Annotated in this window: 19 protein-coding genes; 9 read left to right on the forward strand and 10 right to left on the reverse strand. The window is 55.4% G+C overall.

Going from position 1 to position 26,840, the window contains the following annotated elements:
• Window positions 1–3: 3 nt before the first annotated feature.
• From KUIN1_RS13685 to KUIN1_RS13695, 3 genes are read right to left on the reverse strand one after another with little or no spacing between them, the layout of a single operon-like run.
• On the reverse strand, window positions 4–2,703 hold the full coding sequence (locus tag KUIN1_RS13685; RefSeq protein ID WP_011267840.1) for a putative virulence factor: 2,700 nt from the start codon (window positions 2,701–2,703) through the stop codon (window positions 4–6).
• A complete protein-coding gene (locus KUIN1_RS13690) occupies window positions 2,700–5,834 on the reverse strand; it encodes a virulence factor SrfB (RefSeq protein ID WP_011267841.1) in 3,135 nt (1,044 codons plus the stop codon). The genes KUIN1_RS13685 and KUIN1_RS13690 overlap by 4 nt, the downstream gene beginning before the upstream one ends.
• An 11-nt stretch (window positions 5,835–5,845) precedes the next feature.
• Complete coding sequence (locus KUIN1_RS13695) at window positions 5,846–7,201, reverse strand: SrfA family protein (RefSeq protein WP_011267842.1); 1,356 nt, start codon at window positions 7,199–7,201, stop codon at window positions 5,846–5,848.
• Between the two features lie 578 nt (window positions 7,202–7,779).
• Between KUIN1_RS13695 and KUIN1_RS13700 the strand changes: the two genes are divergently transcribed.
• Together KUIN1_RS13700 and KUIN1_RS13710 are read left to right on the forward strand one after the other, a co-directional pair.
• Window positions 7,780–9,408: a methyl-accepting chemotaxis protein gene (locus KUIN1_RS13700; protein ID WP_152092037.1), complete on the forward strand. Its 1,629-nt coding sequence runs from the start codon at window positions 7,780–7,782 to the stop codon at window positions 9,406–9,408.
• A 243-nt stretch (window positions 9,409–9,651) separates the two neighbouring features.
• Window positions 9,652–10,830, forward strand: a complete 1,179-nt coding sequence (locus tag KUIN1_RS13710; RefSeq protein ID WP_116886227.1) for a DUF2252 domain-containing protein — start codon at window positions 9,652–9,654, stop codon at window positions 10,828–10,830.
• 96 nt (window positions 10,831–10,926) lie between these two features.
• Here KUIN1_RS13710 and tspO read toward each other — a convergent pair whose 3' ends face one another.
• Window positions 10,927–11,367, reverse strand: coding sequence for a tryptophan-rich sensory protein TspO (tspO, locus tag KUIN1_RS13715; RefSeq protein WP_011267845.1), 441 nt, complete (start codon window positions 11,365–11,367; stop codon window positions 10,927–10,929).
• Window positions 11,368–11,737: 370 nt separating this feature from the next.
• Here tspO and KUIN1_RS13720 point away from each other — a divergent pair, with 370 nt between their 5' ends.
• On the forward strand, window positions 11,738–13,063 hold the full coding sequence (locus tag KUIN1_RS13720; protein ID WP_116886226.1) for an NAD(P)/FAD-dependent oxidoreductase: 1,326 nt from the start codon (window positions 11,738–11,740) through the stop codon (window positions 13,061–13,063).
• 47 nt (window positions 13,064–13,110) lie between these two features.
• Here KUIN1_RS13720 and KUIN1_RS13725 read toward each other — a convergent pair whose 3' ends face one another.
• Window positions 13,111–14,181, reverse strand: coding sequence for an alpha/beta fold hydrolase (locus KUIN1_RS13725; RefSeq protein WP_103714851.1), 1,071 nt, complete (start codon window positions 14,179–14,181; stop codon window positions 13,111–13,113).
• 382 nt (window positions 14,182–14,563) lie between these two features.
• On the opposite strand from KUIN1_RS13725, the gene KUIN1_RS13730 reads away from it, so the two are divergent.
• The 4 genes from KUIN1_RS13730 (at window position 14,564) to KUIN1_RS13750 (ending at window position 18,086) form a co-directional block, all read left to right on the forward strand.
• Window positions 14,564–15,094 carry a hypothetical protein gene (locus KUIN1_RS13730; RefSeq protein WP_024638175.1) on the forward strand — a complete coding sequence of 177 codons (531 nt, stop codon included), beginning with the start codon at window positions 14,564–14,566 and terminating at the stop codon, window positions 15,092–15,094.
• 326 nt (window positions 15,095–15,420) lie between these two features.
• Complete coding sequence (locus tag KUIN1_RS13735; protein WP_024638174.1) at window positions 15,421–15,645, forward strand: hypothetical protein; 225 nt, start codon at window positions 15,421–15,423, stop codon at window positions 15,643–15,645.
• A gap of 756 nt (window positions 15,646–16,401) precedes the next feature.
• Window positions 16,402–16,866, forward strand: coding sequence for a DUF3429 domain-containing protein (locus KUIN1_RS13740; protein ID WP_103714849.1), 465 nt, complete (start codon window positions 16,402–16,404; stop codon window positions 16,864–16,866).
• A gap of 773 nt (window positions 16,867–17,639) precedes the next feature.
• Complete coding sequence (locus KUIN1_RS13750; RefSeq protein ID WP_011267849.1) at window positions 17,640–18,086, forward strand: NUDIX hydrolase; 447 nt, start codon at window positions 17,640–17,642, stop codon at window positions 18,084–18,086.
• Between the two features lie 701 nt (window positions 18,087–18,787).
• Here KUIN1_RS13750 and KUIN1_RS13760 read toward each other — a convergent pair.
• Complete coding sequence (locus tag KUIN1_RS13760) at window positions 18,788–19,381, reverse strand: GNAT family N-acetyltransferase (protein WP_103714845.1); 594 nt, start codon at window positions 19,379–19,381, stop codon at window positions 18,788–18,790.
• Window positions 19,382–19,713: 332 nt separating this feature from the next.
• Between KUIN1_RS13760 and KUIN1_RS13765 the strand changes: the two genes are divergently transcribed.
• Window positions 19,714–20,463 (forward strand): hypothetical protein, encoded by a 750-nt coding sequence (locus tag KUIN1_RS13765; RefSeq protein WP_103714841.1) that lies wholly within the window; start codon window positions 19,714–19,716, stop codon window positions 20,461–20,463.
• A gap of 198 nt (window positions 20,464–20,661) precedes the next feature.
• Here the strand turns inward: KUIN1_RS13765 and KUIN1_RS13770 are convergent, their stop codons facing one another.
• Window positions 20,662–21,210 (reverse strand): hypothetical protein, encoded by a 549-nt coding sequence (locus KUIN1_RS13770; protein ID WP_152092038.1) that lies wholly within the window; start codon window positions 21,208–21,210, stop codon window positions 20,662–20,664.
• A 382-nt stretch (window positions 21,211–21,592) separates the two neighbouring features.
• Window positions 21,593–22,534, reverse strand: coding sequence for an alpha/beta fold hydrolase (locus KUIN1_RS13775; RefSeq protein WP_374754976.1), 942 nt, complete (start codon window positions 22,532–22,534; stop codon window positions 21,593–21,595).
• 698 nt (window positions 22,535–23,232) lie between these two features.
• On the opposite strand from KUIN1_RS13775, the gene KUIN1_RS13785 reads away from it, so the two are divergent.
• Entirely contained in the window at window positions 23,233–24,006 is a 774-nt protein-coding gene (locus tag KUIN1_RS13785) for a hypothetical protein (protein WP_197739784.1), read from the forward strand.
• 77 nt (window positions 24,007–24,083) lie between these two features.
• Here the strand turns inward: KUIN1_RS13785 and KUIN1_RS13790 are convergent, their stop codons facing one another.
• Together KUIN1_RS13790 and KUIN1_RS13795 are read right to left on the reverse strand one after the other, a co-directional pair.
• Window positions 24,084–24,644 (reverse strand): hypothetical protein, encoded by a 561-nt coding sequence (locus KUIN1_RS13790; protein ID WP_103714832.1) that lies wholly within the window; start codon window positions 24,642–24,644, stop codon window positions 24,084–24,086.
• A gap of 180 nt (window positions 24,645–24,824) precedes the next feature.
• Window positions 24,825–26,786 carry a hypothetical protein gene (locus KUIN1_RS13795; RefSeq protein WP_103714830.1) on the reverse strand — a complete coding sequence of 654 codons (1,962 nt, stop codon included), beginning with the start codon at window positions 26,784–26,786 and terminating at the stop codon, window positions 24,825–24,827.
• Window positions 26,787–26,840 lie beyond the last annotated feature (54 nt).

Consider the following 26,840-nt stretch of genomic DNA (forward strand, 5'->3'; position numbering starts at 1 on the left):
GAATTATCTCGCTTTGAACGCCTGGATAACGCGGCCCATGGCCTCGTTTTGCTCAGGAGTTATTTCTTTGCCTTTGCGGTGACCGACGTTTTTCTGGGTATGAATGGCAATGCCAGAAATCCAGTCATCAGCGAAAATCACGCTCTGGTCGTCGGCTTGCGCTGCGAGGTGCGGGAAGCGACCTGGCATTTCCTTTTGATAAAAGGCAAACAACGGTTGTTTGGCACCCAGCAGGCCCGTTGGCCGTTGACCCGCCGGCTGGGCGGTGTGCCCGAACCAGGCGGCGAAGTCGTTGAGCAGCAGTTGCGCGGTCAGCACCTGGCGCTGCACCAGGTTTTCTCTGCGCACACCGCTCTGGGCACGTTTGAGCAGCGCGTTGCTGAGCTGCAACGGCAAGTCCAGGCGCTCGGCGCAGACCACCAGTTCCTTGACCAGCAGGGCGATGGCCTCAGCGGGCAACTCCAGCAAGTCCAGCAGGTGCTGGCGCCGGCTGAGGTTTCGCAGGTGCGTTGCCCACAGGTCGAATGCCGCTCGGGCGAAGCGGTGTTCGTGGCTCTGGTATTGCGGCGCTACGGCCGCTGCTGCGGGCGTTTCAACCGTGGCAGTGGCTGCGATGGCCTCGCCGAATATGTCGTATTCCACTTCAGGCTTGCCGACAGCTTGCACCGCCGCAGTGGCTTCGCTGGCAGGGCTGCCGAAATCACCGTTCAGGTAAAGGTCGCGCAACTGCTGTTCTGGCAGCGCCATGTAACCGAGCAGTTCGCCAAGTACATGCTTACCGTGCGGCGTCGTCGCGAACGGACGGGCAATCATGTTGGCGATGACCTTCTTCTTGGCCCGTTCGTCTTCGCCACCGGCTTCGTAGTACTCCTCCAGGCGCGGCAGTAATTGCACCATCAACTCGTCCAGTTGCTCGGCAATACGCTGTAACTTGAAGTCGATGTTGGCGATCGGACTGAACGCCGAGCTGAAACGGGTCATGCCGCCGTCGTTCAGCGTAAGCATCGCTTGCCAGGCTTCCTGCGGCTCCGCCACATGGCGTTTGACCAGCTCACTGTTGCTGAACGCTTGTTGCAGAGCCTGTAGCGCAGTGTGCGATGAGTCGCTGTAAGCGCGTTCTTCACCGTCCGCCGCCAACTCGATGAAGCTGGTCTTGAAGCGCGGCTTGCGCACAAGATAGGTGTTCTTGAATGGAGTGCTGCCCCATTGCTTCATCCAGTCTTCGTTGCCGAATCGCTCGATCATGGTCAGTTTGAGCATGTTGTCGCAGCCTTCGGGAAACTGCACGGTCTCGCCGTTGAGCGCGCCGCCGATAAAGCCGTCACACATGGTCAACGCCCAGATCAGCCCGCTGGCGCGGCCATCGCGCTGCTGGGGACTAGTGCCCTGGGTCTTGTCGATCCAGCTCTTGAGCACCGGACCGACGCTCACCACTTCGCTCTGCTTGAAGGTGCTGGTGCACATCACCAGCGCGTTCATTTCCTGCTCGTTGGTGTAACGTTCGAAAAGGTAGGCGACCTTGCCGCGCAGCAGCAGCCTGGCGACCGGATTGTTGGCGGTGCCATTGCTGTCGACTTCGCTGGCCTCGTTGATGCTCATCAGCTTTTGGCGGCTGCGGTAGCCCGGGAAGTCGAGCAGATCGACGCTGTTGACAATCGCGTTGGCCGGCTCGTTGTCCAGACGAAAAATAAGCTCGTTGGTAAGCGCCGCCAGTTCGGCCCTGTTCACCGACACGGCGGAGCGCAAGGTGCCCTCATGGGCCGGACGCACCTCTATGGGTGAATCCGCGCTGCCGCCAAGACGGCTGAGAATATCGACGTTGATGATGCTGTTGCTTTGCACCAGTTGCCCGTCGCGCTCGGTGACCAACGCGCTGATCGGCGCAAAAACTGTCTCTGCCAGCCCCAGGCGGTGCAGGGCGGAGGCCAGTTGTTCATAGGTTTCGGTCATTTTGCCGATACCGCCCCACAGCGGCTCGAACAACTGAGCGCGTTCACGCACCGACAGGCGCGGCGCCAGTTTGATCACGCAAGGCCAATAACGGGCGTTCAATGGGCGCATGGCGTTGGCGTAATGGTGCTCCAGGTAATCCCACAGCAGCACAACGTCGTCACTGCTAACGCCGGGTGTCGGAGCGGCTGCAGATTGCCCATCGAAACGCTGCAGAAGGGCATCGATCTGCGCGTCGGTGACTTGACTGTTCAGGCGCTGATGATCGAAGTCTTCAAACCAGGCGTTGGCCAGAATAATGGCGATCTCGACCTCGCGAAACAGACGCAACTCCACCGGAAACTGAGGGTCCAGGCTTGGCGCAGCAGTTCGCGTGAATCGCGTGACCAGGCCGGTCGCCTCCTTGCCGCCGCCCACCGGGTTCACGTGCTTGATGAAGTCCAGTTGCCGAGTACCCAGCCGGGTCAGCAACTGGCCTTTTTCGTCCGCCGCCAGGGCGGAAATCAGGTAGCTCTTGCCTGCCTGCGACAAACCGAAGAAGCCGATGCCCATGGGCGTCGTCGAGACCCGACCAAGGCTGCGGGACAGGTTGCGAGCACGGTGCAAGTCACGACTGAGGGCGTCGGCCTTGATGGCCACTTCCTCGACCTTTTCGGCCACATCGGCGACCCAGTCCAGGGCCAGGCCAGCACCGGTGTGAACGGATGTCCAGGCATGGGCGAGTTGTATCTGTCTGGTGGTCAGAGTAGTCATTTCGGACTCACGCTCCCGCTGTCGAGCCAATAGTTGGAGGCACCACCTTCGGCGCTCAGCATGGTGTAGAGCTGTAGTTTCACGTCCTTGCGATCAAAGGACTCGCCGGTGTTGCTTTCGATGTTGTCGTCGATCACCAGGGTTTCGGCGATGATCTCTGCATCGCCACGGTCGGCATCTGCGCCATCGACGCGAAAACGCAGCAACAGGCAGGCTTCCTTGCCGTCCTTGGTCGGTTTGCCGACCAGTTTTCGCGTGCCGCGCTCGGTGAGTTCGATCAGATACAAGGGCGCCGCGACCCAACGCTCGGCGTTGAGCTGTCGATAGCCCAGGCGGGTTTTACCCAGCACCCGCAACTGCGGCCCGTCGAGTTGCGGCTCGTGCAATTGCAGGAATTCGTTGCCTTGCGCGTCGCTTTTGATCACATCGCGATAAAGCATGTCGTGATCGATGACAAGATTGTTTTCGTCCAGTTTGCCGATATGGCGCATGGTCGAATACGGCTTGAGCCGGCCAACACTGAAATAGAAGTTCGACACTTTGCGCTGCTCGCTGAGCAGGCATAGCATCGCGCCGACCGCAGCCGTGCTCTTGGGATCGTCAATCTGGCCATTGCGGTGGAAGGGGTACCACCCGCCGGTACGATAACCGTTCATGGGCACGATGCGCCCTGGTGGCAGCGGCACTTTGCGGCGTATATAAGCCTGCACGCCTGGCAGGCGCGAAGGGCGGCCGGTCAGCAGCAGCGCGTCGCAAGGGTACTGGAAGACCACTTCGCACAATGCATCAAGGATCTTGCTCAGGTTGATCTGGCCTTTGAGGAACGCCCGATGAATGGCAGGCAGATCGATACGCAGCACGACCTGACCCAGCTCGAAGCCATCACGGCCACCATCAATGCGTCGAACGCCACCGGCCACGTATTCGCGAATACGTTCACTGATCGCATCTCTTTCCAGCAAATCAGCAAAGAGGTAGTCGTGAACCGGGCTTGGCAATTCAGGGTCGTAAGTTTCGTAGTCCTTGAGCAAGCGCAGGCCCAGTGGCACGAACACTTGCAGGTTGAGCTGTTGGCGCAGGATGGCTTCCTGAGCGCTGGTGCTTTCGTCGCCGCACAGTCGCGACAGGAGCGAGCGCGGTGAAACCACACCAAAATCCCTGAGCGCTTGTTCCAAGGCAGGCAATACGAACCGCTGGATGATGTCCAGCAAGATGTCATCGCCAGCGACCTTGAAGCTGTCACGAAAGCGCTGCTCGGGGATGATCGAAACGTTGCTTCCGCTGGCCTGTTCTGCACCGCGTTCCAGTGAGTAATCCGTAATGACCAGGTCGGTGGTGCCGCCGCCAATATCGATAGTCGCCAGCGTCAGGTGTTCGCGATTGGCCTTTTCCGGGCGTGCCAGCGTGTCGAAGAACTCTTGTGCATGGCCGGCAAAGTTTTCGCGAATCTCGGTGTACAGGTAGACGAGCTGACCGCACGTCGCTTCATCCCACTCCACTTTTATGCGCGGCAGCGGCACACGAGGCGCGGGTACTGGCGAATTCAGCCCCTTGGCTTTACTCGGGTCGAGGTCACCTTCGTGCCACCCCATGCATTTCCAGACCAGCGCCAGCGCCTGAAGCAGCCGGTCGTTTAGCAGGCTGCGTTCTACCTGCGGCATTCCCGGCGGTACTGTCAGGATGATGCTGGACAACTGACGAGGGCGTTGGGTGTGCCCCATGCGCGTGCGTTGTGCCGGGCTGTTGATTTGCAACAGCGCTTGCGTCAGCACCTCGGCGAGCATGAAGGTCATCAGCGAGCTGCGCGAGTATTGCGGGGAGAACGCAGGCAGGCGGTCGTCCTCATTCTTGAGTTTGTAAAACGCCTGGCCGAGTTTGGTGATCTTGTGCGAGAACGGTGCGGCAGTAGCTTTGGGCTCGCTGTCGGTCTGCACGTAGGAATTGTTGAATCGCCAACCGTGGGTGTAGGCGTTTTCGTCCCACAGATAGCGTTTGGGACTCGACAGGCCGGTAGAGCCCTCAGTACCACGCCGACGGCCAGACAACCGCCCGGCTTCGACGCCGACACGAGCAATCGTCGGCCACTGAAACGCATCATGCCGGCCACTCTGGACCGAGAAGTTTTCCTTGCCGAACGACGCCTGGGCAAACTCCACGCGGCTTTCGAACGGCTGGCTGTAGACCCGCTCAGGGTTGACCAGATCGCGAATCTGCAGGATGTAGTTGTGCTTCATCCCATCGCCGGACTGCCCGTGGTTCTCGATCAGAATGCCGCAGGTACGCGAGTTGCCTACGTCCAGCACCAGATCCACCTGAATCGGCAGGTCTATGGAGTCTGCGCCATTGGCGGCCAGCTTTATTTCCGGGACGACAACGCGTGCCGGTTCACTGCTGCGCTGCTCAGGAATAGGCTTGGCCATGAGGCTCAGCAGGTTGAGGTAGTGGCCGATATGCCGCTGCTCGACCAACTCTTCTTCAACATCTTCGCTGGGGCGATGCCGGTTGCCTTCACGATAGATTTCCGCCAACCAGTCCTGCACCCATTTCTGGTCCAGAAACCAGCGGCTCTGACGCGCGTGGCACGCCAGGCGGAAGGACGAGCCGGCATTTATGTCGTCCCGGGTCGGTGCCAGGTATTGCATGCCCGTCGCCGACGCCATCGCACGCGTGTCGAATGCCAGTGTCAGGCGGTGGGTGTTGCCATCGACATCAGGCTGTTCAAGCTCGATCAGACGAACACGTGCCCAATTGGTCGGACCTTCGTCGTAACGCTCTGGCGGCAAAAAACGAAACACCGGTGCTGGCATCCATAGGCCATCCAGCAATTTGAAACTGGACTGCATGCCCAGCGTGAGGTCTTCGTCATCGACTTCGCTGACCAGGCGTTCCTGAGCCTGCGATTGCGCCAACCGCTCACCGGACTGGTTGGCGGTGCCCACCGGCCCGAAGTGGAAGTACTGCTTGGTTTCCTGGTTCTGCAGCAGACGCGCGATGAGCGTATTGCCCATTTTCGCGAAACGTCCGGCAGGCTCGTTACGCAGATCAAGTTTGACGGCGAAGTCCAGAAACTGGATTCCGCTGTCATTGATCAGGTGAACGGTGTCTTCAAATTGCGTCAGTTCTGGCAGCATGGGTACAGCCTTTATTCGCGCCGCATGGACATGGGAAATTGGGTGTTGCCATAGTTGCCGTTACAATCAGCGATGCTCTGGGCACCCGGTTTGCAGGACACCTGAGGCATGTCGTAGCCGCTACCGTCAGTGCAACTGGCTTGGGTCTGACTGTTCAATGCCAGATTGCCCCCATTCATGGCCGCGTTGATCGCGCCGGAGCAGGACACGCCATCCGGGCGTCGGATAGTGACTTTGCCCTGGCCTTTCTCGAACGCGTACTCAAGCCGTAACGGCCTGGAAGTCTTGGCATCCATGATCCCGGCACCGGCGCGGTAATTCCCGTTCAGAAACTCTGCAGGACCTTCCGCAGCGTCAGGTGGAATACTCAACGGTGCACCGGGAGTGCTGACCTGGGCAGATTCGGCGCTGGATACTGGCGACTGTGGCGGCTCTTGCTTCTCTGGCTGCTCGGCAGGAACTGGCTCGCTGACTTCCGGCTTCGGCTCGGGCACTGGCGCCACCGCAGGCGATTGGACGGGCGTTTCAGAAGAAGGCTCGCCAGTGGCCACGTTCGCTGTAGAGGGCATTGGCGTAGCACTGACCACGCTGCTTTCTATTGCCGGGTCTTTTAGCTGAATGCTCTCTGTGGTGACCGGCACGGTTGGCAACGTCACGCCCACGACAGGCAAACAGCCTCTCAGCAGACCAAACAGCAGCAGCGCCAGAACCAGCAGCAACGGCAAAAGCCACCAGAAACGCCGCCACCAGGGCCGAGCCGGCTCTGCAACAAACGGCAGCACTGCCGGAGCTTCCGGCACAGGCGTTATTGGCAAGGAGGAGGGTGCGGGGGCTGCTGCTCGGGGAGTCAGGAAGTAAAGCGGATCACGATGCCTGTCGCCCTCGTTCTGCACGAAGCCCCAAAACGTCAGAATTGGCTGGGTGTAACGCTCGGCTTCGCCTTGTGCGTTGGTGCGTGTGGCTTCAATCAGGTAAACGTAATTGTCCGCGGGCGCATGCGGGACCAGCCCTAGCAGCTTGCCGAAAATAATCTGATCGCTTTGACCACCCTTGTTGCCGGCCTGCACCAGCGTCGAGCTCATCTCAGCGATAGCAGTCTTGAAATGATTCAGCTGGGCTCTTGCGACTTCACGCTCGGCTTCGGTCGCCGAGCTCCAGGGCACGACATCACCTTGTATAGGGCTGTACCAGTCGATGACGCTGCCTTGCTCGTTGCTTTTCGGCACAGCGAGGAAATTCACCAGAGATGGCGATTTACGGGTGAGGGCGGCTATGAGTTGCAACGCAGCCTTGTAGACAGGCTGCCCTGTTTCGCCTACAGCGATGAATTCATCGCTTTTGCCAGTACGAAGGAGCGCACCGTGCATACTAAACATTCCCTTGTAATTCAATCCGTTGGCTGACGGTTATACGTCTGCAGGCCGCCACATTAGTGGCAAATTGCCGTTGGTGTCAATTTATATGTGCCCTCTGTCTTGCCTGGGGGGCGGGTGACAATGAAGAGCCTGGAGCGACGGCAGAGAAGGTTATCTGTACTTGCAGGTTACTGGCCGCCCGCACAACGTTATCAACGGATAGCCGTAATCGCAGTGTGTGTTAGTGAAGCCCCCCAAGGACGTGATCTAAGATTCCATCCCTATTTAGAAAATCCCCCTCACGCCGATAAGGTCTTAGACCGCAGAAAGTCAGTGCTAAATGATTAAGATTTCTATCCTTGAAGACCTGTGAAGTTTACGGTCTAGTGCCCGCGTTACTAAGACGCTAGAGCGTCTTTCGGCTATCGAAATCAAGTTTCAACGTTGGCACAAGAATTGGATAGCTCGCTTTCATAGCCCGATGAGCGATTTATAGCAGCAGCGCGCAGAACCCTCTTGCTAATGCTCACATGAGCACCGCTGGGCTTGCGGGCAGTTACAGCCATTTACTTAACGATGATGGATAATCAATGAACATGATAAATCGCACCAGTTTCGCTAAAAAACTCATGGCCGCGTTCATCGTTTGCGCCATGATCACATTGGCTGTGGGTGGTTTGGGGATGCTCGGTATCAACCGGCTTTCCGATGCCCTTGAGCTGACATTCTCGAATAACCTGGTTTCAGTGGCCAACACCAACGAGACGATGACCGCCCTGACCACTCATAACCGCGGGCTTTACCGTTTGCTTGATGCCAAGGATAAGGCCGCGGCTGAGAAAATGCGCCAAAGCATCAACGGCGAGCTGGAGCGTGCGCAGAAAGTCTATGCCATCTACCGCGCGACTCCGTTGGAGGACGATGAACGCGCAGCGGGTGACCAGTACGACGCCTTGATGCCGGCCTACATGTCTGCTTCCCAGAACATCTTTGACCTGCAGCAGGCAGGCAAACTGGAAGACGCGCGCAATCGCCTCAACGCACTGGCGGAAGGAGAGTTCAACAAGGCTCGCGGCTATCTACAGATCATGATCGACTCCAACAAGCGCCAGATCAAAGAGGGGGCAGAGGCCGCTGACAGGTTGCAAAGCACCTCGGTATTCATGCTGACCGCGGGTATTGTCATCGCGTTTGTGGTGGCGATCATGTTGGGTATTGTGATCACTCGCATGATTACCGGACCACTGAGAAGCGCTATCGAAGTTGCACAACGTATTGCATCGGGTGACCTGACCCAGAGCGTTTCCAGCACCCGAGGCGATGAAGCGGGGCATCTGCTCAATGCGATCGGCACGATGCAGGGCAATTTGAAACGAACGATTCAGGAGATTTCCAGCGCGTCCGATCAGCTTGCCTCCGCTGCCGAAGAGCTTGGCGCAGTCACTGAAGAAAGCACCCGCGGCCTTACTCGGCAAAATGACGAGATTCAGCAGGCTGCAACGGCGGTGAACGAAATGACTGCTGCCGTGGAAGAGGTAGCCCGCAATGCGGTGTCTACGTCGGAGGAGTCGAAATCACTGGCAACCGACGCCGCTAACGGGCGGGGCCAGGTGGATAACACCGTCAAGGGCATAGGCACGATGGTCAGCGAGATTACCGAGTCGACGGGGTCTGTCACTACGCTTGCTGGCCACGTCCGGGATATCAGCAAAGTGCTTGAGGTCATCCGCAGCATTGCGGAACAGACCAACCTGCTCGCGCTGAACGCCGCCATCGAGGCAGCACGCGCCGGTGAGCAAGGCAGAGGGTTTGCCGTAGTAGCCGACGAAGTGCGCGCGCTTGCACACCGCACTCAGGCTTCAACGGTGGAAATCGAAGGCATGATCGGTACCGTGCAGTCCGGCGCCGACGGTGCGGTCGCAGCCATGAGCAAAAGCCTGGCAACGGCCACCAACACCCAGGAACTCGCGCAGCGCGCCGGCAGTGCGCTGGAAAAAATCACCAGCGGCGTGGGGTTGATCAACGAGCGCAACATGGTGATTGCCTCGGCGTCCGAAGAGCAGGCCCAGGTCGCACGCGAAGTGGATCGCAACCTGGTCAACATTCAGGAGCTGAGTGCCCAGTCGGCGGCAGGCGCCAATCAAACGAGCGCATCCAGTCAGGAACTGTCACGGCTGGCGACTTCGTTCAACACCATGGTTGCGCAGTTCAAGCTTTAACGGGCTTGTGCAGGTGTATTCCCTGTCTGGTCGTCTGGACCATTTGGGCCGGGAATACACGCTGCTTTCCTTTGCTTTTCTCTTGTTTCAGGGTTGACCTCGCCAGTTCGCGGGGCCGAAGCGCATGAGAGTGATATGAGTCTGGTCTCGACGCTGAAGACGAATAGCGACCAGATGCGAAATATCTTGAAACATTCGTGTCACATACCGAGTCAATGGAATAACCCTCTTCAAGGTTTTCCAATGAAAACGCCTCGCCCCGACACCCGTCTCAAATCCCTCATCAACTTGCGCAATTTAAAGATGGCGCGGTCTGCGCACGCGTTCGTGCGAGGCAATACCGCCCAGTTCTATGAGTGGCTTCACAGTCAGTCAGGCAGACGTCTGCCCAGCGGTCCGCCGGTCTGGATCTGCGGAGACTGTCATGCCGGCAATCTGGGGCCCACGGGGGACTCGAGAGGGCGCATCGACATGCATATCCGCGACCTCGATCAAGCCGTCATCGGCAATCCTGCCCATGATCTGGTGAGGCTGGGATTGTCGTTAGCGACGGCTGCTCGTGGCTCGGATCTACCCGGTGTCACCACTGCAAGAATGCTGGAAGAGATGATGCAGGGCTACGAAGAAGCGTTTATGGGCGACGACGATGAAGAGCCCGATCGTCCTGCGCAAGTCAAAGCTGGAATGCGTAGCGCGGTGCAACGCACGTGGAAGCATCTGGCCAAGGAACGCTTCGAAGGTACGCAACCGACCATTCCGCTGGGCAAGCATTTCTGGCAACTGTCGCGTGCGGAACGCGATGCGATCAAGGCGCTTTGTGAGACGCCGGAGATTCATGCGCTGGTGACATCGCTTAAAGGCAGGTCCCAGGATGACCGTGTGCGCTTGCTTGACTCCGCCTATTGGGTAAAAGGATGCAGCTCTCTGGGGCTGCTTCGCTACGCAGTGCTGATGGGGGTTGGCGATGAAGAGGATGAAGAGTTCTGCCTACTAGACGTCAAGGAAGCCGTCGCAGCAGCGGCCCCACGTACGGCGAGGGCTCGCATGCCCAGAGACAATGGCAAACGGGTAATGGAGGGCGCCCGCAACCTGTCGCCCGGCCTGGGCAGCCGAATGGTTGCCGTGCGAATGCTGGATCATTCGTTCTTCATACGTGAGCTGCTTCCCCAGGACATGAAGCTGGAACTGGATGAGCTCACTGAGCAAGAGGCCATGCAGGCCGCAGCATATCTCGCAAAAGTGGTTGGTAACGCCCATGCCAGACAGATGGACCTGGCCACACGTGCGGCGTGGATCAGGGATCTGCAAAGCAATCGGTCCGAGACCTTGGACGCTCCCTCCTGGCTATGGTCGAGCGTCGTTCAACTGGTCGGTAGCCACGAGCAAGGCTACCTTGAGCATTGTCGTCGCTACGCGCTGTAGCGCCTTATGAATGCCGAGATGAGCGGAACAGAATTCAGTTAATCGATATTCCGCACATATTCTTCGGGAACGCATAAGGCAGTCAGCGCCAGGTACTTATCGGTTATGGCGCAGAATGGAGAAGTTCAGCGCCGCTGCTACCGAGAGCCAGACCAGGTAAGGGAACAGGATCAGCCCGGTGATGATGTCCAGTTGCAAGGCCATTACGATCATCGCGGCAACCACGACCCACAGCAGAACCAGAATCACCATCGCAGCAACCAGGCGGTTCGCGCCAAAAAATACCGGCGTCCACAACGTATTCAGGGCAATTTGAGCCGCCCACAGGGCCAGCACGACCTCGCTGCCGGGGATCAGCGTCAGGCGATAGCCTGCCCAGGCGAGAAGCAGATAAATCGTCGTCCACGCCACCGGAAACGCCCAGTCAGGCGGCGTGAAGCTCGGCTTTTCAAGAGATTCGTACCAGGCTCCCGGCTTGAAGATGATGCCGGTTGCTCCGGCGGCGCAGCAGGCTAGAAGGAAAATGAAGAAGGTCATGGGTTGTCCTGGGTCGAGGGCTTATGAGGCTGATCGGTGGTAGCGATACCCAGGTTGGACGCCTTTGCGTTGAAAAGGTCCGTTTTTTTGATGTGAGGGGCAGGGCGAGGAAGGGTCGATCCTCCAGCTCGCCCCGTGGGGCATACCCGGCGCCTCGATAAAGTCTGCCGAGGCGTGCCGTTTAAACGGTGGTTTCTACCATGTAGCCCTGCGTTTAAGCGCTTATTGACGGCCTTATGGTGGTGTAATAAACCCTTGATGGCCAGATGCCCGTCAGACCACGGTGGTCTGCGCTTTATCGGAGGGCTGGCCGGACTGGTCGGGCTCTAGCAACAGGTCACTCTTCTGAACTCAGGTGGATAACCAGAACATGCCAGCACCTTTAACTCCCGTGCATACCTCTGCAGATCTGCCGGCGCAGGCCGATGTGGTTGTGATCGGCGGCGGTATCATTGGCGCGTTTACCGCCTATTACCTTGCCAGGCGCGGCATGAAGGTCACGCTGGTTGAAAAGGGCCGCATAGGCGCCGAGCAGTCAAGCCGTAACTGGGGATGGTGCCGTCAGCAGAATCGCGATGCGCGTGAACTGCCGATGGCCACCAAAAGCCTGGAACTGTGGGAGCAATTCGCCGCGCAATCCGGTGAACAGACCGGTTTTACACGGTGCGGTTTGCTCTACCTGAGTAACAACGACCAGGAGCTGGAAGGGTGGGCGCGCTGGGGCGAGTTTGCGCGCACTGTCAACGTTCAGACCCAGATGCTCACCGCCGAGCAGGCCGCCGAACGGGGCAGGGCGACGGGCAAGCCTTGGAAAGGCGGGGTGTTTGCGCCCACAGATGGCATTGCCGACCCTTCCCGCGCAGCCCCCGCAGTCGCGCGCGCGATCATGGCACTGGGCAGTAGCGTTCATCAGGACTGCGCCGTGCGGGGCGTCGAGACCGAAGCCGGTCGATTATCGGCAGTCGTCACCGAAAAAGGCACTATCCGCACCCGGCTCGCGGTGCTTGCCGCAGGCGCCTGGGCATCTTCGTTCTGCCGCCAGTATGGTATTCGCTTCCCGCAAGCGACGATTCGTCAGACCGTACTTTCGGTCACCGCCCCGAGCCAGGAAATTCCCAGTGCGCTGCATACCACCGGCGCGTCCATGACCCGCCGCTTTGATGGCAGTTACACGCTAGCGATCAGTGGCCGGGGGCGAGTCGATATCACGCCGCAGTTGCTGAGGTTCTCTACACAATTCCTGCCAATGTTTCAGCGCCGCTGGCGCAACCTTGCGCCTGGGGGGCTGGAAGGCTGGCAAGCAGGCCACGAAAGCTTGAAGCGCTGGCGCCTGGACCAGCCCACGCCGATGGAGAGAATGCGCATTCTCGACCCAAGCGCTGACGCCTCCGCGGTTGCGCTGACTTACAAACGCGCGGTGGAATTGGTGCCGGCACTGCAGGGTACGTCGATCAAGGCGTCGTGGGCCGGTTACGTGGACAGTACGCCGGACGGCGTTCCCGGTATTGGCGAAATGGCCAGCCTGCCGGGGTTGGTGATCGCGGCCGGGTTCAGCGGGCATGGCTTTGGTATTGGCCCGGGCGCGGGTCATCTTATTGCCGATATTGTCAGCGGTGTGAGCCCCATTGTTGATCCGCGTCCTTATCATCCGGACCGCTTTCAAACGTCCGCCTGGGGCAAGGTGGCGGACTTTTGAGCTGAAGCCGTCTTGTTGAAAACGTTTGGCCGGGTGAGCGGGTGGGTTTATTTCGCCTTTTCAGTCTCGCGCATGAACTGCCCGAGTTCCTTGCTATAGAACTTCGCCATGCTCGTGGTGCCGTGACCACGGGTGTCGGCGCTGGCGGGGATAAGTAATAGCCGTGCGTGCTTGAGCTCTTTCATCGACGCCTCCATCAGGCCAGTTTCCGGCGGGATGCGCTCATCGTCCGCCGAATTGATGGCCAGCACCGGAGCTTGAATTTTCTTCAGACCGGGGGCTGCGTTGAAGTCGGCGGAAGATTGCCATTGGTAGATAAAGTCATTGGCGTCGCCGGTTTGTGCAGCGCTGAGACGTTCATCCACCAGCTTGTCAGCTTGGGCGCGGGTCGGGGCAGCCGCCTGATACGCCAGGGTACCGCCACTGGTAGCGATGCTGAACATCGCGTTGGCCAAGCGTAGGGACGGCGGTTGCGCGCTGTAGTTGCCGTTGTTCCAGGCCGGGTCCTGCTTGATTGACTCCACCAGCAAGCGGCGCATCATCCAGTTGCGGGATGACATTTCGGTAGGTTGGGACGCCATGGGCACCAGCGCATCCATCATCTGCGGCCAGTTCTGGCCCCACATCCAGGTTTGCATGCCGCCCATGGAGTTACCGATGATCAGCCTCAGGTGCTTGATACCCAGACCTTCGGTGACCAACCGATACTGGGCTTGAACCATGTCGTTGTAGTTGTACGCCGGAAACCGGGTACGCAAGCCGTCCGATGGTTTGCTGGACTGGCCTACGCCAATGCCATCGGTGGAAATGATGTAGTACTTGCTGGCATCCAGCGGCTGACCAGGGCCAAACAGCTCACCGCCAAAGTCCTTGCTCAGCATATCGCTGCCTGGCCGATAGGTGCCGTGCAGAAAGAGGATGGCGGGATTCCTGGGATTGCCAAGGGTGATGTAGTGCAGTTTGAGGTTGGCGAGTTTCTCACCGGTATGGAAGGTGAACTGCGGGGCAATCCAGTCGCCCTCGGTCGCGGCGGGTAACGGCGCGGCACTGACGGCGGAGCTGAGTAAGGCCAGAGAAAGCAACAGCCCGACCGTGGGACGTGAAATGAGTCTATGCATGGTTTTGTCCTATTGTTTTTGTTTTAGGAGGTCCTGCGCTTCGATGCCTGCAGGAGTGATCACTTGGCTAATCCTCAGGGCGAGACAATCATGGCGCAACGTGGACGGGTGTCGATACGGGGATCTTCGCTCCCGTCCTGCTTTGTATTTTTGTCAGGGCGTCATGGGTGTTGGAGAGATAATCTGCCAACGATCAGATAATGTTAAGTTAATTTTTATATAACATTACTTAACACCTTCGTGCCACGGAGCCTTGAAGAACGGGTTGGGAAAGCAGAGATTCGCAGAACATGTAACAATGCCGCATGTCTGGGCCTGGGTGCATTAAAGGAAACGACACGACTATCCAGGATGGAATCCTTCATAGAAGATCACAACACACATGAAAGTACTGCCCCTTTTGGTCACCATAGCCCTACTGACACTGTCTCTGAACGGGTGCATGTCGGACACGGAAGAGGATCGATTGCGCAAACCTTTGCATCTCACCGTGCGCGTGAACGATGACAACGGCGAGCCACTTGCCAATACAGCTATAAAAATCCACCAACTCGTGCCCGCCGGCGATAAATTTTTTTGCCTGAGCATCCCGACATTAGCCGGTGGTGGAAAGAGTTGTGCAAACTATAAAAGATTCCCTATCTTCAAAGGCGAATTCCCCGCTAGTGGTTCACTCGACTTTACTGCCGAGTACCTGACCGGGCTATATATTGAAATAGCCGAGTCCTGCGATAAAGCTGACCCCAAAACCAGACGCCGGTATTTCAGGCGCACGATGTACACAGGGGATCTTATGGACAAGGAAATCATCACGATGAACCCCTTGGATAAGGCCTACTTGGGATACTACATACGATATGAACCCTGCACGACCCGCACACCTCCCGTTGAAAACTGGGACGATTATTATTGATGGGCGAACGCCGCCACAAACCAGCGTTGTGACGCAATAAAACACTACAACACGAAGAGTAGAGCCTCATCACCCGAAACAACTCTAGGAGATGGTTCGCGGTGAGCAATGCTCGGCGATTGAATGGGGGAATCAATACCTACGGATATGTTAGTGCGAATCCTCTGCGTTGGAGCGATCCTCTAGGACTAGCTCCTTGGGATTGGAATGATAGAGGAAATACGGGAGTTTGCAGCTATTATGATCAGAGGGTATGTGAAACCACTGGCGACCTGCATAGCTATTATAAGCGAGCAGAAGAAATTTGTAACGGCGAAGATCGTGCAATGAATAGTCTTCTTACGCTCGGCATAGCCAGCGCCTGGACGCGCGGAACGACAGATCTATCGGAATCCGATATCTACAACAAAATCCGTGCTGAACTGATAGCCAATGACAAGAATGCTTCGTCCATGAATGGACCAGACGGCGTCACCGGTGATATGATTGATGCTTACCATAACGATGTATTTAGCGATGTGGGTATTGGTCCATTATCCAGTGCCACGTAGCGGCCATAATTAGTTGATGACGGTGATAATTGTGCTCGCTCGCATCATTTGCATAGCAATAGCTACTTTAGCGTTCCTAGCCCTGTCGGTTTCTGGCTATATCGGCTGGCGTGAGGTAGATGGAACCGCATGGGAATTTTTGGAGTTCTCAGTACTAGGGGCTGGTTTTTTTCCTTGGCTAACGTGGGTGTTGATTTTCTGTCATGCGCGCAAAGGAAATCTTACCCCGCCGCTTGCTGTGGGGGGGCTAATACTATTAATACATTATGTTCTCTTCGCATTTTTAGCGCACTCGTATGAAAAAGTGTATATAGCGCTTCAGGTGGCTGAGGTACTATTTACTGCGACAGTAATATATTTATTAAAATTGCCAGCAAAAAGATTATAATCTTTAAGGTATTAATGGCGACCCCTAACAGGCAATGAGAACTCCAATGGAAATATCTGCGAACTCATTAGTTTTAGCATTGTACTAACATGTTAAAGAAAAATATTGACGCAGATCCGTCTAGCAAGTTTGGGTATTCAATGCCGTAACCTTTAGAAATGCTGGGGCTTGATTTGGATAGGCCGGGCAGGGGGCCGATGCGGAATCTCGTTCAATTTGCCCAAATGGTCACTGCTCTCGGCTCAATCACGATATGGGGTTACCCTGAAGACCGGGTCATAAGGCGGGGCCCACCTGCCATCAATGTATCGCTCAAGCGGGGCTTTTAGGCCTACAGTCTTGAGTGTCGCTCACTGCAAGGAATACAAATGAACGCGTTGCCTTCAACCTCTCTGCCAAAGCACGTCAGCCTGCTGGGTTATGGCGGTCTTTTGCCGTTTATTTCCTTGGCGCTGCTGATCCCGTTCTCTAGCGACTATCGGCCGCTGTTTGCGATTGCCCTTGTCAACTATGGAGCCGTCATCCTGAGCTTCGTCGGCGCCTTGCACTGGGGCTTCGCCATGACCGCCCAAGACATGAAAGCCGAGCAGCGCAGCGGCCGGTTCATCTGGAGTGTCATTCCTGCACTTATTGCCTGGATTGCCACGTTACTGCCAATGCCATTGGGTTGCTTGCTGCTGGTCATCGGCTTTGTTGTCCACTTTTGGCAGGACAGCCAGCTGGTGCGGGTTATAAGCTTGCCTGCCTGGTACCTTCCGATGCGATTACGGCTTACCGTCGTGGCTAGCATCTGCCTGCTGCTTGCCGCGATGGTTGAGGCGCTTCATTTATGAAGCCTCTCACAATCAAATGTTGGCCGTGGAAGATTCGTCGATGCAGCGTTGGTGAAAGAGGCTACGCATAACAACTGGATTCGGGCACACCAGTTCAATGATGGATTGTCGCCCGCTCAGTACGAGAAAAACCTTAACGTCATGTCCGGGATCAGTTGACCACTACATCTGTTCAACGGTGAGCCCCGCTCCTAGGTGTTTGAGTTCGAGCAGGACACCTTTTCAGGGACGGAGTAGGGCGTGTATTGATGGTTGGGGATTCGCCCAGGTGTGACAGGGATGGCCCTAGAGCGACGGGGATATTGGGATTTCATCTAGATCGAAGCAGTAACGGGGGAATCCATCAGCTCGATGAATTCGCACAGTTGGTCATTGAAAACTCACTATGAAGCTGATGGGACATCCGCCTAGATTTTACCGCATCGGGTACGAGTGGTCGCGCCGGGTTGTCCATCGGGATGCCTATTCTCAAGCTTTCTCCTCGCATAATGCATAAAATGCTTCGGTTAATGGCCGAGCCACTGCTGGGTGATCAGCTCTATTCAGGGCGGACTGGGCTACACGGCATTGTTACCTCGCCGGAGCGTCAATAGTGCGTCTGGTGCTGATGGCATTAGCTTTTGCCTAGTGTTACAGATCGAACGCAAGTGCGGCGGTATGACTTCTGTGGAAAGGTTATCGCCATAGTGACGGTTAACGACCCAAGATGCCGGTTACGCTGTAGGCCATGAGCGCTTAAGATACCCCGCCCATCACATCTGAGCCGTCGAACCATGTCAGAACCCCGTATACGACACCTTGCAATTTGTGTTTTTAACCACCGGGGCAAGATTTTAGTCAATCCGTTTCACGACCCGATGAAGCGTCAGTTGCTGTTCCGCCCGCTAGGCGGTGGTGTTGAGTTCGGTGAGAAGAGCATTGATGCCATTACCAGGGAAATCCGCGAGGAGCTCAACCTGCCGATCGCAAATCCCCGCCTGTTGGGTACTTTGGAAAGTATATTCACATATTTAGGTGAGCCAGGGCACGAAGTTGTACAGGTTTACGACGCTGAATTTGAAGACTCCACCCTGTATGAAAAGCCTTGGTTGGAAGGGCGAGAAAGCGATGGCGAAACCTTCCGCGCCGTCTGGCGGGACAGCGCAAGTTTAAACCGTGAAGGCGTACTGGTGCCGGAGGGGCTATATGAGCTACTGCAGTCTTTGTCGTTGCTGGACTGATTGCTTATGATGCAGTGCTGCATTTTGGATTCTCTTTGGGCACCAACGTGTGTGGTGAAATTCGTCGTACCGATAAGCCGGTCGTCAAAAGCTGGCGAGCAGCTATCTCAATAACGTCGTTAGTGGTGAAGGCAAAGAATTGATTGTAAATCCGGCAGCCGATAAGACGCTAACTATTATCTCGAAATCCGAGACCGCTTATGAAGTTTAATAGATTCATTTTGATCGGTTTGGGAGCGCTGCTGACTGGCTGCGTCGGCCATTATCAGCAGCCGGCTGCGAGCGACGCTCATGCCGTTCTCGACGCAAGATGGGGTGAGAATGAATTCATGTCTGGAGGATTTCAATGCTATTGGGCGTACTACGATGCACACTGTCACGACACACCAGAGACCGGTGTGTTGGGAGCACTAGCAGTAACAGATCCTACTAAAGGCCGATTTAGGGTTGACCATGACCGTCGTATCTACCTGAGTGCGCTTAGCTCCGGAATCAGAAAGCGTGAGAATACTGACCAACCAATAATTCATAGAAGCTGTCTCAACATCAGTAGCTTCGTTCCTCTTGTTGGAGCTAGCTATCAGGTCACCCACTCAGCTCCTTCTTCCGGTTGCTCCTTGGAGGTGATCGATAGGCGGACAGGGAAGACGCCCCCGACGCTTATCGTTGAGTCGGTTACAGAGGAATGCGGTTTATAGCCGCTACCCAAGCGGCGTTTCAAGTAACGCGATCGCGGCTGGGTCGGTTTTGATAAGGCTCAACTGGTGCAGGCTAACGTAACCGTCATCTTTGTACTCAACGTCGCGCAGGGTTCCTTCATGAACGAACCCGAGCTTACGGAGAAGATAGAAGCTGGCGGGGTTCTCGGGTTCGACGTCCGCATGCACTCGATGGATGCCCATGTGCGTAAACGCATGTCGAAGAATGTGGGGCAGGGCTCTGCGCATAATTCCGCGCTTCCAGTAACCTGGTGAAAGCCAGTATCCCAGCTCGATACTGCGATCATCAGGTCGCCAGTCATTAAATCCGCAAGCACCGACCAGTTGATCATCGCTATTCTTTGCGATTCCCCACCAGATTCCTCGACGCTCAGACACGAGCCGCTCGTACCACTGCATTTGCTCCGCAGTTGCGTCAAGGGTCTGATAGAACACTCCATAGTGGGCTATCACATCGGGGTGTGACAGACCTGCGAAAACGGAATGGACATCCTCTGGCCTGATTTTGCGCAGTACGTAGTCTCTCAGCTCAAATCTGGGGACAGTTAAAGCCTTGTGTTTTAAATCGATGCCCATGCCTACCCTCGATATCCTACCGGAGACGTCTTAATCACCGAGCGTACCTTGCGGCTCGATTAGCTGAAACCCTGCTACCTGCGCGAACTTTCTTCGAGACCTCTGCGAGGATCCGCATCGACTCCATCTGGCTCGCCAGTAAGCCAATGGACATGTGCGCTAATAAACCCTGCAGAGGGTCGCATCGCCAATCTTGCTTTAAGTAAGCCCACGAACGGCTTGAAAGCCCTTGAGCTTGGGCCTTGCTAACGCACGCCACTATCGCCGCTTCAAATTGCATAGGCATTGTTAACCGTGTGGTAGGGTAGTTCCTTTTTCGCAAAGAGCGGGCGATGCAACAACTAAAGACCCTCAAGCATGTCCATACCTATGATGATGACGAGTCAGTCCATAAGCTTCTGATGGCCTGGATCAAAGCCATCGAGCGGTATACCAACGCGTTTCATGATAATCCGTGGTGGTACAACGAGCGTGCCTCCCTGAGTATTTTGGCAGGGGCTGCCTGGACGCTAAAGGACTGGTTCGCGCTTGAGGAGTTCAGCACCATCAAGCGCATGCGGACGCTCTCACCGGGCGTGGATGAGGGACACCTTCGCAATGGCCGTTGTGACCTTTTCATCCGCAACCCAGAAGAAAGCATCGCCATCGAGGCCAAGCAAGCCGTTCAGCGCATAGGAGTTAGGGCGGATGGCGTAACCGATATGAACAGGGCACTGAAAGCGGCATGGCATGACACGGGTGATCTTGGTCATTGGGAAGCTAATCGCCGCTTCGCGGTGACTTTCGTTGTTCCCACCATCCCCTTGAGCGAGGTTCAGATCGGAACGAGCAAGCGCGTTCAGATATGTCCTGACAAGGTCAAAGCCTCGGTAAATCGTTGGCTCACAGATGAACCCTATTTCCTTGATGGGTCATCTAAGCCAACTCAGTTCGCCTACATCTTCCCAAAAGTGGGAAACGCCGACTACGTCGATGAGCACCGGTATTTTCCTGGCATTGTAGTGATTTTCGATGAGCGCCTCAGGGCGAATCAACTTCGCAAGCCAGCTCAAGCTGCCGATGTAAAGGTCGCGCTGGCATGAAGCAGGCGCGAGGGCTCGCGCCATGCAACTATAGACTGTCTAGATACCGCGATATGGCCGACCTCGCTGATATTCGGCGAGGTCGATGTTGACCAGGTAGTCATACAGTCTCCCAACTCGCGGCTGCCGTCACGTAGGTCGGAGACTGCCGGGGCCCTTATATTAAACGCCATTAGTAGAAAGTTATGCGCTATTACTTTATTGAAAAGACCTCAGCTTACAAGAATTTACTTGTTTTGGAGCGGTGACTGTAGCCGCGGCTGTACCTTTGCTGTTTTCCTTGCTTATGAAGCTCTGCGCATTTTCAATGGAATAGAAAAAGCCAAATATCATGACAAAGTAAATACCCATTATAAGCAAGCATGCCTCGACGAAAGCTGCCTTGCCAGATCTGAGCAAAAAGGTGAATATCATGCGATTCTTCCGTTTGAAATCTTGGCCGGCCAGGCTCGCTATATACGAATCAAGATCAGGAGTTGCGCCAGCTCTAAATGCTATGAAGAAATTCTTGATATTTGCATGAGCAGCCAAATAGAGGAAGGCAAATATCATGGCGCAAATCAGCCCCATAGGTATACCATCTCTATAGTTTTGCTTGGAGATAAGCGCATTGGTTTTTTCTGAGGATATTAGAACCAATACCATCAAGAAAAACTGTATTGACGTATTGCGAAGGAATTCTAAAAAATCTTTTCGCCCTGAATTCAAAATCCACATTAAAAACTCCGGTTCATCAATATTATTCAAAGACGGGAGCACCAGATCACCGTCTAAATAGTTTAAACCTTTGGAGGAGGAGTGGGGCTCGATTTAGCGTTGAATGCGCGGATGCATAAAATTCTGTCTTGACGGCGTTGATCTAGCTGCTGAAGCATCTGCAAAGGACGGCCCGATAGGCCGCCGATCCACACCGGAGTCATCGAAGACCACGCGTGGGTGGAGGCTTGTCCAAAATCAGCATGCAACCAACGCAATGTATGTCACCCCTCACGGCGTATATAGAACTATAGAGTCACCACTCACTGAATGCGCCCGGCCATGTGGCCCAGTGGATCTCGTCGGCGCGCTCTGCTTCGCGGGCAGAAATGGGTTCGGCGCGCGGACTGGTCGGCGAGATAGCAGCGGCAAGTCAGCCCGCTGGACGCAGTAAGCTTAGGACTGCCTGCGCGAAATCAGCCGGCGCCTCTTGAGGTACGTTGTGCCCGATATCGTTAAGAATCACCCGGCGGGCCGGGCCGGTAAATTTGCGCAGAGCCTGTTGCTCATCCTGGGGAGATGCCACCCCGTCGCTTGATCCTGTCAGTATGACCGTAGGCACCGTGATACCAGGCTGACGCGCGAGCTGGTTCTGAATGTGTGCGTACTGTGGGTCGCCGTTGACCAATCCAAAACGATGGCGGTAGGAGTGCGTCACCACGTCCACAAAGGCTGGGTTATGGAACGATAGGGCTGACGCCGCGAACGTTTGGTCAGTGAAGTCCCAAGTCGGCGACCACTGTTTCCATAGAAGCTGGCAAAAGGAATCACGATTCACCTCAAGCCCTGCGTAGCCTCGGGCACTGTGCAGATAATACTGATACCACAAGCGGTGCTCAGTCTCAGGTGCGACTGGCGTGCCCGCATTGGCAATATCCTGGATGTTGTAACCAGGCTCACAGCTGACCAAGCCTGATACGCGCTCAGGCCAGAGGGCGGCTACTACGCATGCTGCCCGACCTCCCCAGTCGTACCCAGCTAGCACGGCCTTCTGGAGGTTCAGCGCATCCAGCAGTGCCAGAAGATCTGCGCCCAAAGCCGCTTGTTCACCGGAGCGTGGGATGTCCGGCGAGATAAAGCGAGTACCGCCGTATCCACGTAGATAGGGAATGATGCATCTGCAGCCAGCCGCGGCTAGGGCGTCAGCAACTTCTCCATAGGCATGGACATCGTAAGGAAAGCCATGGAGAAGGACGGCTACCGGGCCATTGGCGGGGCCGATGTCCAAGTACGTGACATTCAATACGCCGGCTTGAATTTTTTTCACAGGATAGCCCCAGAGGTGATATGCGATTGAAAAATAGCCACACCGCATGACCAGCACGTTTTGACCAATTCCCTACATAGACATCGGGTTTGCACAAGCTATCCAGTGCGGATCAAACCACAGAGCTTGTCGAGAACGATACTACCTTGTGGTTTTTCCACGCCATGATGGCGGCACTGCGCGCCCAACATAAATATTAGAGAAGAGGGGCCTTGGCACCCAGTCTTATAGAAGCTAGCATCGAATCGACGCGCCTGGTCAATGGCCAGTATGCCAATGATTGGGACAAGTTTCTGACTCAATGGCAGGCCGAAATGCAGCGTCTTGATAAGGTCTTGCACGGAATCACAACGCACAATCTGAACCTATCAACCTCTCTCAGAGGCGACGAAATGTGACGAAATGTGACGATTAGCTTGAATCGCCTCTGGTGGCAACACCTAGCTCCAAAGTCGATGCATCGTCGATTAAGCGAAATCGAGAAGCTATTGGCGGGCTGGTGCGGCACTCATTATGGACAGCACTGGTTGAGGGTAGCCCGAACGCCTGGGCAAACATTGAGGCTCCTTCCAGGCCAACTGATTCCAGTAGTTCACTTTGTCGCTCTTGGTAGCCGCCCAGTCTACATTGCCCCCCAGCAGCCGGTGCGAGTAGGACACAGATTCGTGGGGGCGAGAGAGTTTGCTTCGGGACGCCCTCTCACAGAAAACGAGATCGCAATATCGCCGTTGATCCGGTTGGACGTGGTGAGCGACGATGCTCTTCTCAATGCTGCTAGGAAACTTCAGGTTGGGGGGCATGTCACGGGTGTCAAAACTCCAAGCATTGTTTTTACAATTCCAGCACACTATTTACTCTCACCCGAAAGATGGCCAGACAAGGCGTATGCGCTTTATCAGCACATTTTTGGAATGGGTAACTCCTATCCCGATGATGGTTTCTTTTATGTCGGGATCACAAAGCGGCGATGGCAAACTCGGTGGGCGGAACATATCCGAGCGGTGGAGAAGGGGAGTAATCTACATTTCCATAGTAAATTCAGAGAAGAAAGAGCGGCGGAAAGGATTACTTACATCCACCATAAGGTAATGGCGATCACGGACGACCTAGATGAACTTTATAACGCCGAGAGGTTTTTTATCGAAGGACACTGGGATGATGAGCGACGTCTCAACATGATCCCTGGGGGCAAATCCGGCCTTCAATACCTAAGAGAGCATTCAATACTCAAAAGGGGTGTGGTTGCTACACCGGATGAGAGAGAGGGTGTCCTTGATGCGTGGATAAGCGACAATCAAGGAGACAGCCTTCCTCCCATAACCCTCACCGAGAGGTGGCAGGATGAGACTTGGGCTGCTGCCCAGATATGCAGCCGGTCAGACCGTCTATCGGTGTCCCAGATCACGGCGATACGTGAGTTAACCTCTGCTTATCATCCGGAAGAAATTTCGGTCAGGACAGGGGCAACGGTCGCCCAGATCCAAAGCATTATTACTGGGAAGACCTATTCAAGGGTGTAGGATTTTTTAGCTGCCGCCATTTAAATAGTAGATAGGGTTTATGCAGCTAGCAGATCTCGTCTGAAAAATGACAACCCCTAAGTGTTCTCCTCAGCTTCAATGAATTTCTTACGATTCACCATCCAAGGCAGCGCAGGCTGGCTTCGTATTTTCTTGTGGCGATTTCTCGAAAATTCGTACGTCACTAGCTTATCGAAGTGACGGTTCCCCTTCACTACATCATAAGTGATGAGAAAGTAGATCAGTGGGATTTCAGCGTCGACCCACGTGCTCAGCGTCTCACTTAGTGCTGCATGGACATCTTCAGCTCGACTGTAGCCAATGAAAGTCTGGAAAGCTGCTTTACTGGCTTTGCTGCGCAATTTTTTTATTTCATTGATGTCCGCGTGCGCGCGCTTCCACTCCCACTCCACGAAGGTCAGGATATCGTGATCGGAATATTGTAATACTGCATCCGTACGCCCGCCCGATTCGAAAAGGGCTCTTGCTCCAAGCAGGTTGGCGCATTGACGAATCACCAAGCCCATGTGGATTGTCCAGTTGGCCCTATTCGCTAGGCCAGCTGCTTCATCAACAGGAAAATCCTTGTACCAAAGATAGTTGAATAGCGTAACGAAGTCCCGCTCAATCCGTTTCATCCCCATTTCTCCATGTGTCTGATAATCCGTTGAAATAAGCTTTCCAGTCATGGCCAGAGTTAAAAAAAACAGCCCGGTTCAACGCCTTATGCATCTGGGACTCTTGTGGCTGCATAGGCTCGACCCTGTTGAGATTCACCGTTACCTGGCAATCCTGGATCCAGAGGTTTGACCAGCGGGTCAGTTCAATAGGTCGCCCCACTTACGTTGCAACGCTTGTTCTTCGGCGGCGATCTGATGGGTGAGCCCGGTGATCCAACCGGTAGCGAAGTGGTTTGCTTCACGCAGCAGCGACATGATGTCGTCGGCCTGAAATTCCCCAGGCTTTTGCACTGACTCTGCCTCGGTGAGCATTTTGCGCACCATCGTGTTCAGATCCTGTTTAGTGGCAACTTTGGCTAGGCCATAGGCGAAGGGCACCGATTCGTTTTCGACATCTAAAGTGGCACCCGGCAGTTCCAAATACTTCTCGCAAACCATCAAAAAACCAGTGAAGAATGCTTCGAACACCTTGTCTTGCCGCATTTCTTCCGGGATCTTGTGGTACGAGAAGCCGTACATGAACGACAGCACAAACATTATTTGCGATTCCACCTTGGCCTGAGGCTGGTCAGCAAGTTTCTGCGCCTTAATCAGTACCGCATCTAGGCATTGAATTGGCAGGCTAAACAATAATACGTCGGCGTCCTCTGTGAGTTCCGCTTGCAGGGCCTGCGAGATGCTCTGGATTTTCGCGATAGCGGCCGCGCCATCGGCGATTAAGGGAGGAGGGGCGTCGTCCAGCAAATCGTTAAGCTGGTTGTCGAAGCCTAGCATGGCCACCGGAATCGGCGCGGCCAGTGTTGCCAAGGTCTGGGCTTCTTCTTGCAGCAGCTTGTCCAGAATTTTGTTGCGATTCTCCAAAACGAATTTGACGAACACATGTTCTTTAAGCGCCAACCTCACAAAACCTGGCAGGAAGGCGTATAGGATGCCGGCTAGCTTTTCGATATTTTCGTCGTTTCGCAAAGCGGCTAGCCAGGCTTCGCCGGTCTTCTCCTTCAAAAACGGGATAATATTCGACTTATTCTGCTCAATAGCCCCGGCGATATAGTTTAGCAATTTGTCTTTGGTACCGCTTACAGCGGGCTTATCGGCGGTTTTTTCAGGTGTTATTTTTTCTGGCTGCGCAGTCACTGTACGCACGGGAGCTGGTTGCTCGAGGATTTGGGGCTCGATAAATGTGAGAGCTTCCACTTCATCGGTGGCGGTGTGATCGGACTCAACTGGCGCTACCACTTCAACAGGTGCACCGCTCAAATCGGCAGCGCGTGCAGTTTTCAAAGCAGCATTGATAGCCGAAATAAACGGCCCGAGTTCCTTCTCGCCCACTTGGGTCAGTGCACCGATCTTGCGGCCATTGATATGCAAATCGCGTTTGGTCAGGTTTAGAGTTTGCGCGTGACGCCAGAAGAATAGCTTGGGCGAATCCATAAGCACTTTCATGGCGAAGGTTTCGCTGCCAAACAACATTCCTTCTTTCGCGCCGCCGAACAGCGTGTCGTCGATTAATATCAGCACGTCATCAGCGGACAGAGTGCCGCCGTAGGAAGCCAGCGCCCCTTGAAGTTTCTTTGGCGGAATATTGGGTTTGACGAACATCCGCTCGGGCGCTAAGCGCTGCGCTGCAGTGACAACATTCTGCACCACCCGTTGCACCTGCTCCTCCGAAAGCTCGGTTTGGCCTTTGGCCTCCCCGAGAGCTATGGCGCTGCCCGTGCGAACCACTTCGCGCCATTCATCCAGCAACGCAAAAAAGTGCTGAAGGTTTTTTTGGTCAACCACACTCATAGTGGTGACTGCCTCGCCGTCTAAGTGGACTTTGGCGCCTTTTGCTTCCAGCGTTTTTACGTTCTTGAACTCGTACGGTTCCATGTCGGAGAACATTTCTTTGAAGCCGAAGAAGTCCTCTGCAATCAAAGCGCCTTCCTTGCCGCTGCCAAACATTGTGTCGTCGATCAGCACCCTTATGCTGGCCGGATCTTCATTGAGGCCGTAAGAATCCAGTGCGTTATTGAGCATCACGGACGGAATATACGGGGCGACGTAAATACGGTCGGCGCCCGAATAACGTTTGGCGGCAAAGAACTCCTGTAGCAACATGCGCACATCCTTTGTGTCCGCCACCCACCAGAGCAAGCGGCTAAGAAAAAGTAA

The organism is Pseudomonas sp. KUIN-1, assembly GCF_009176725.1.
Lineage (GTDB): Bacteria > Pseudomonadota > Gammaproteobacteria > Pseudomonadales > Pseudomonadaceae > Aquipseudomonas > Aquipseudomonas fragariae.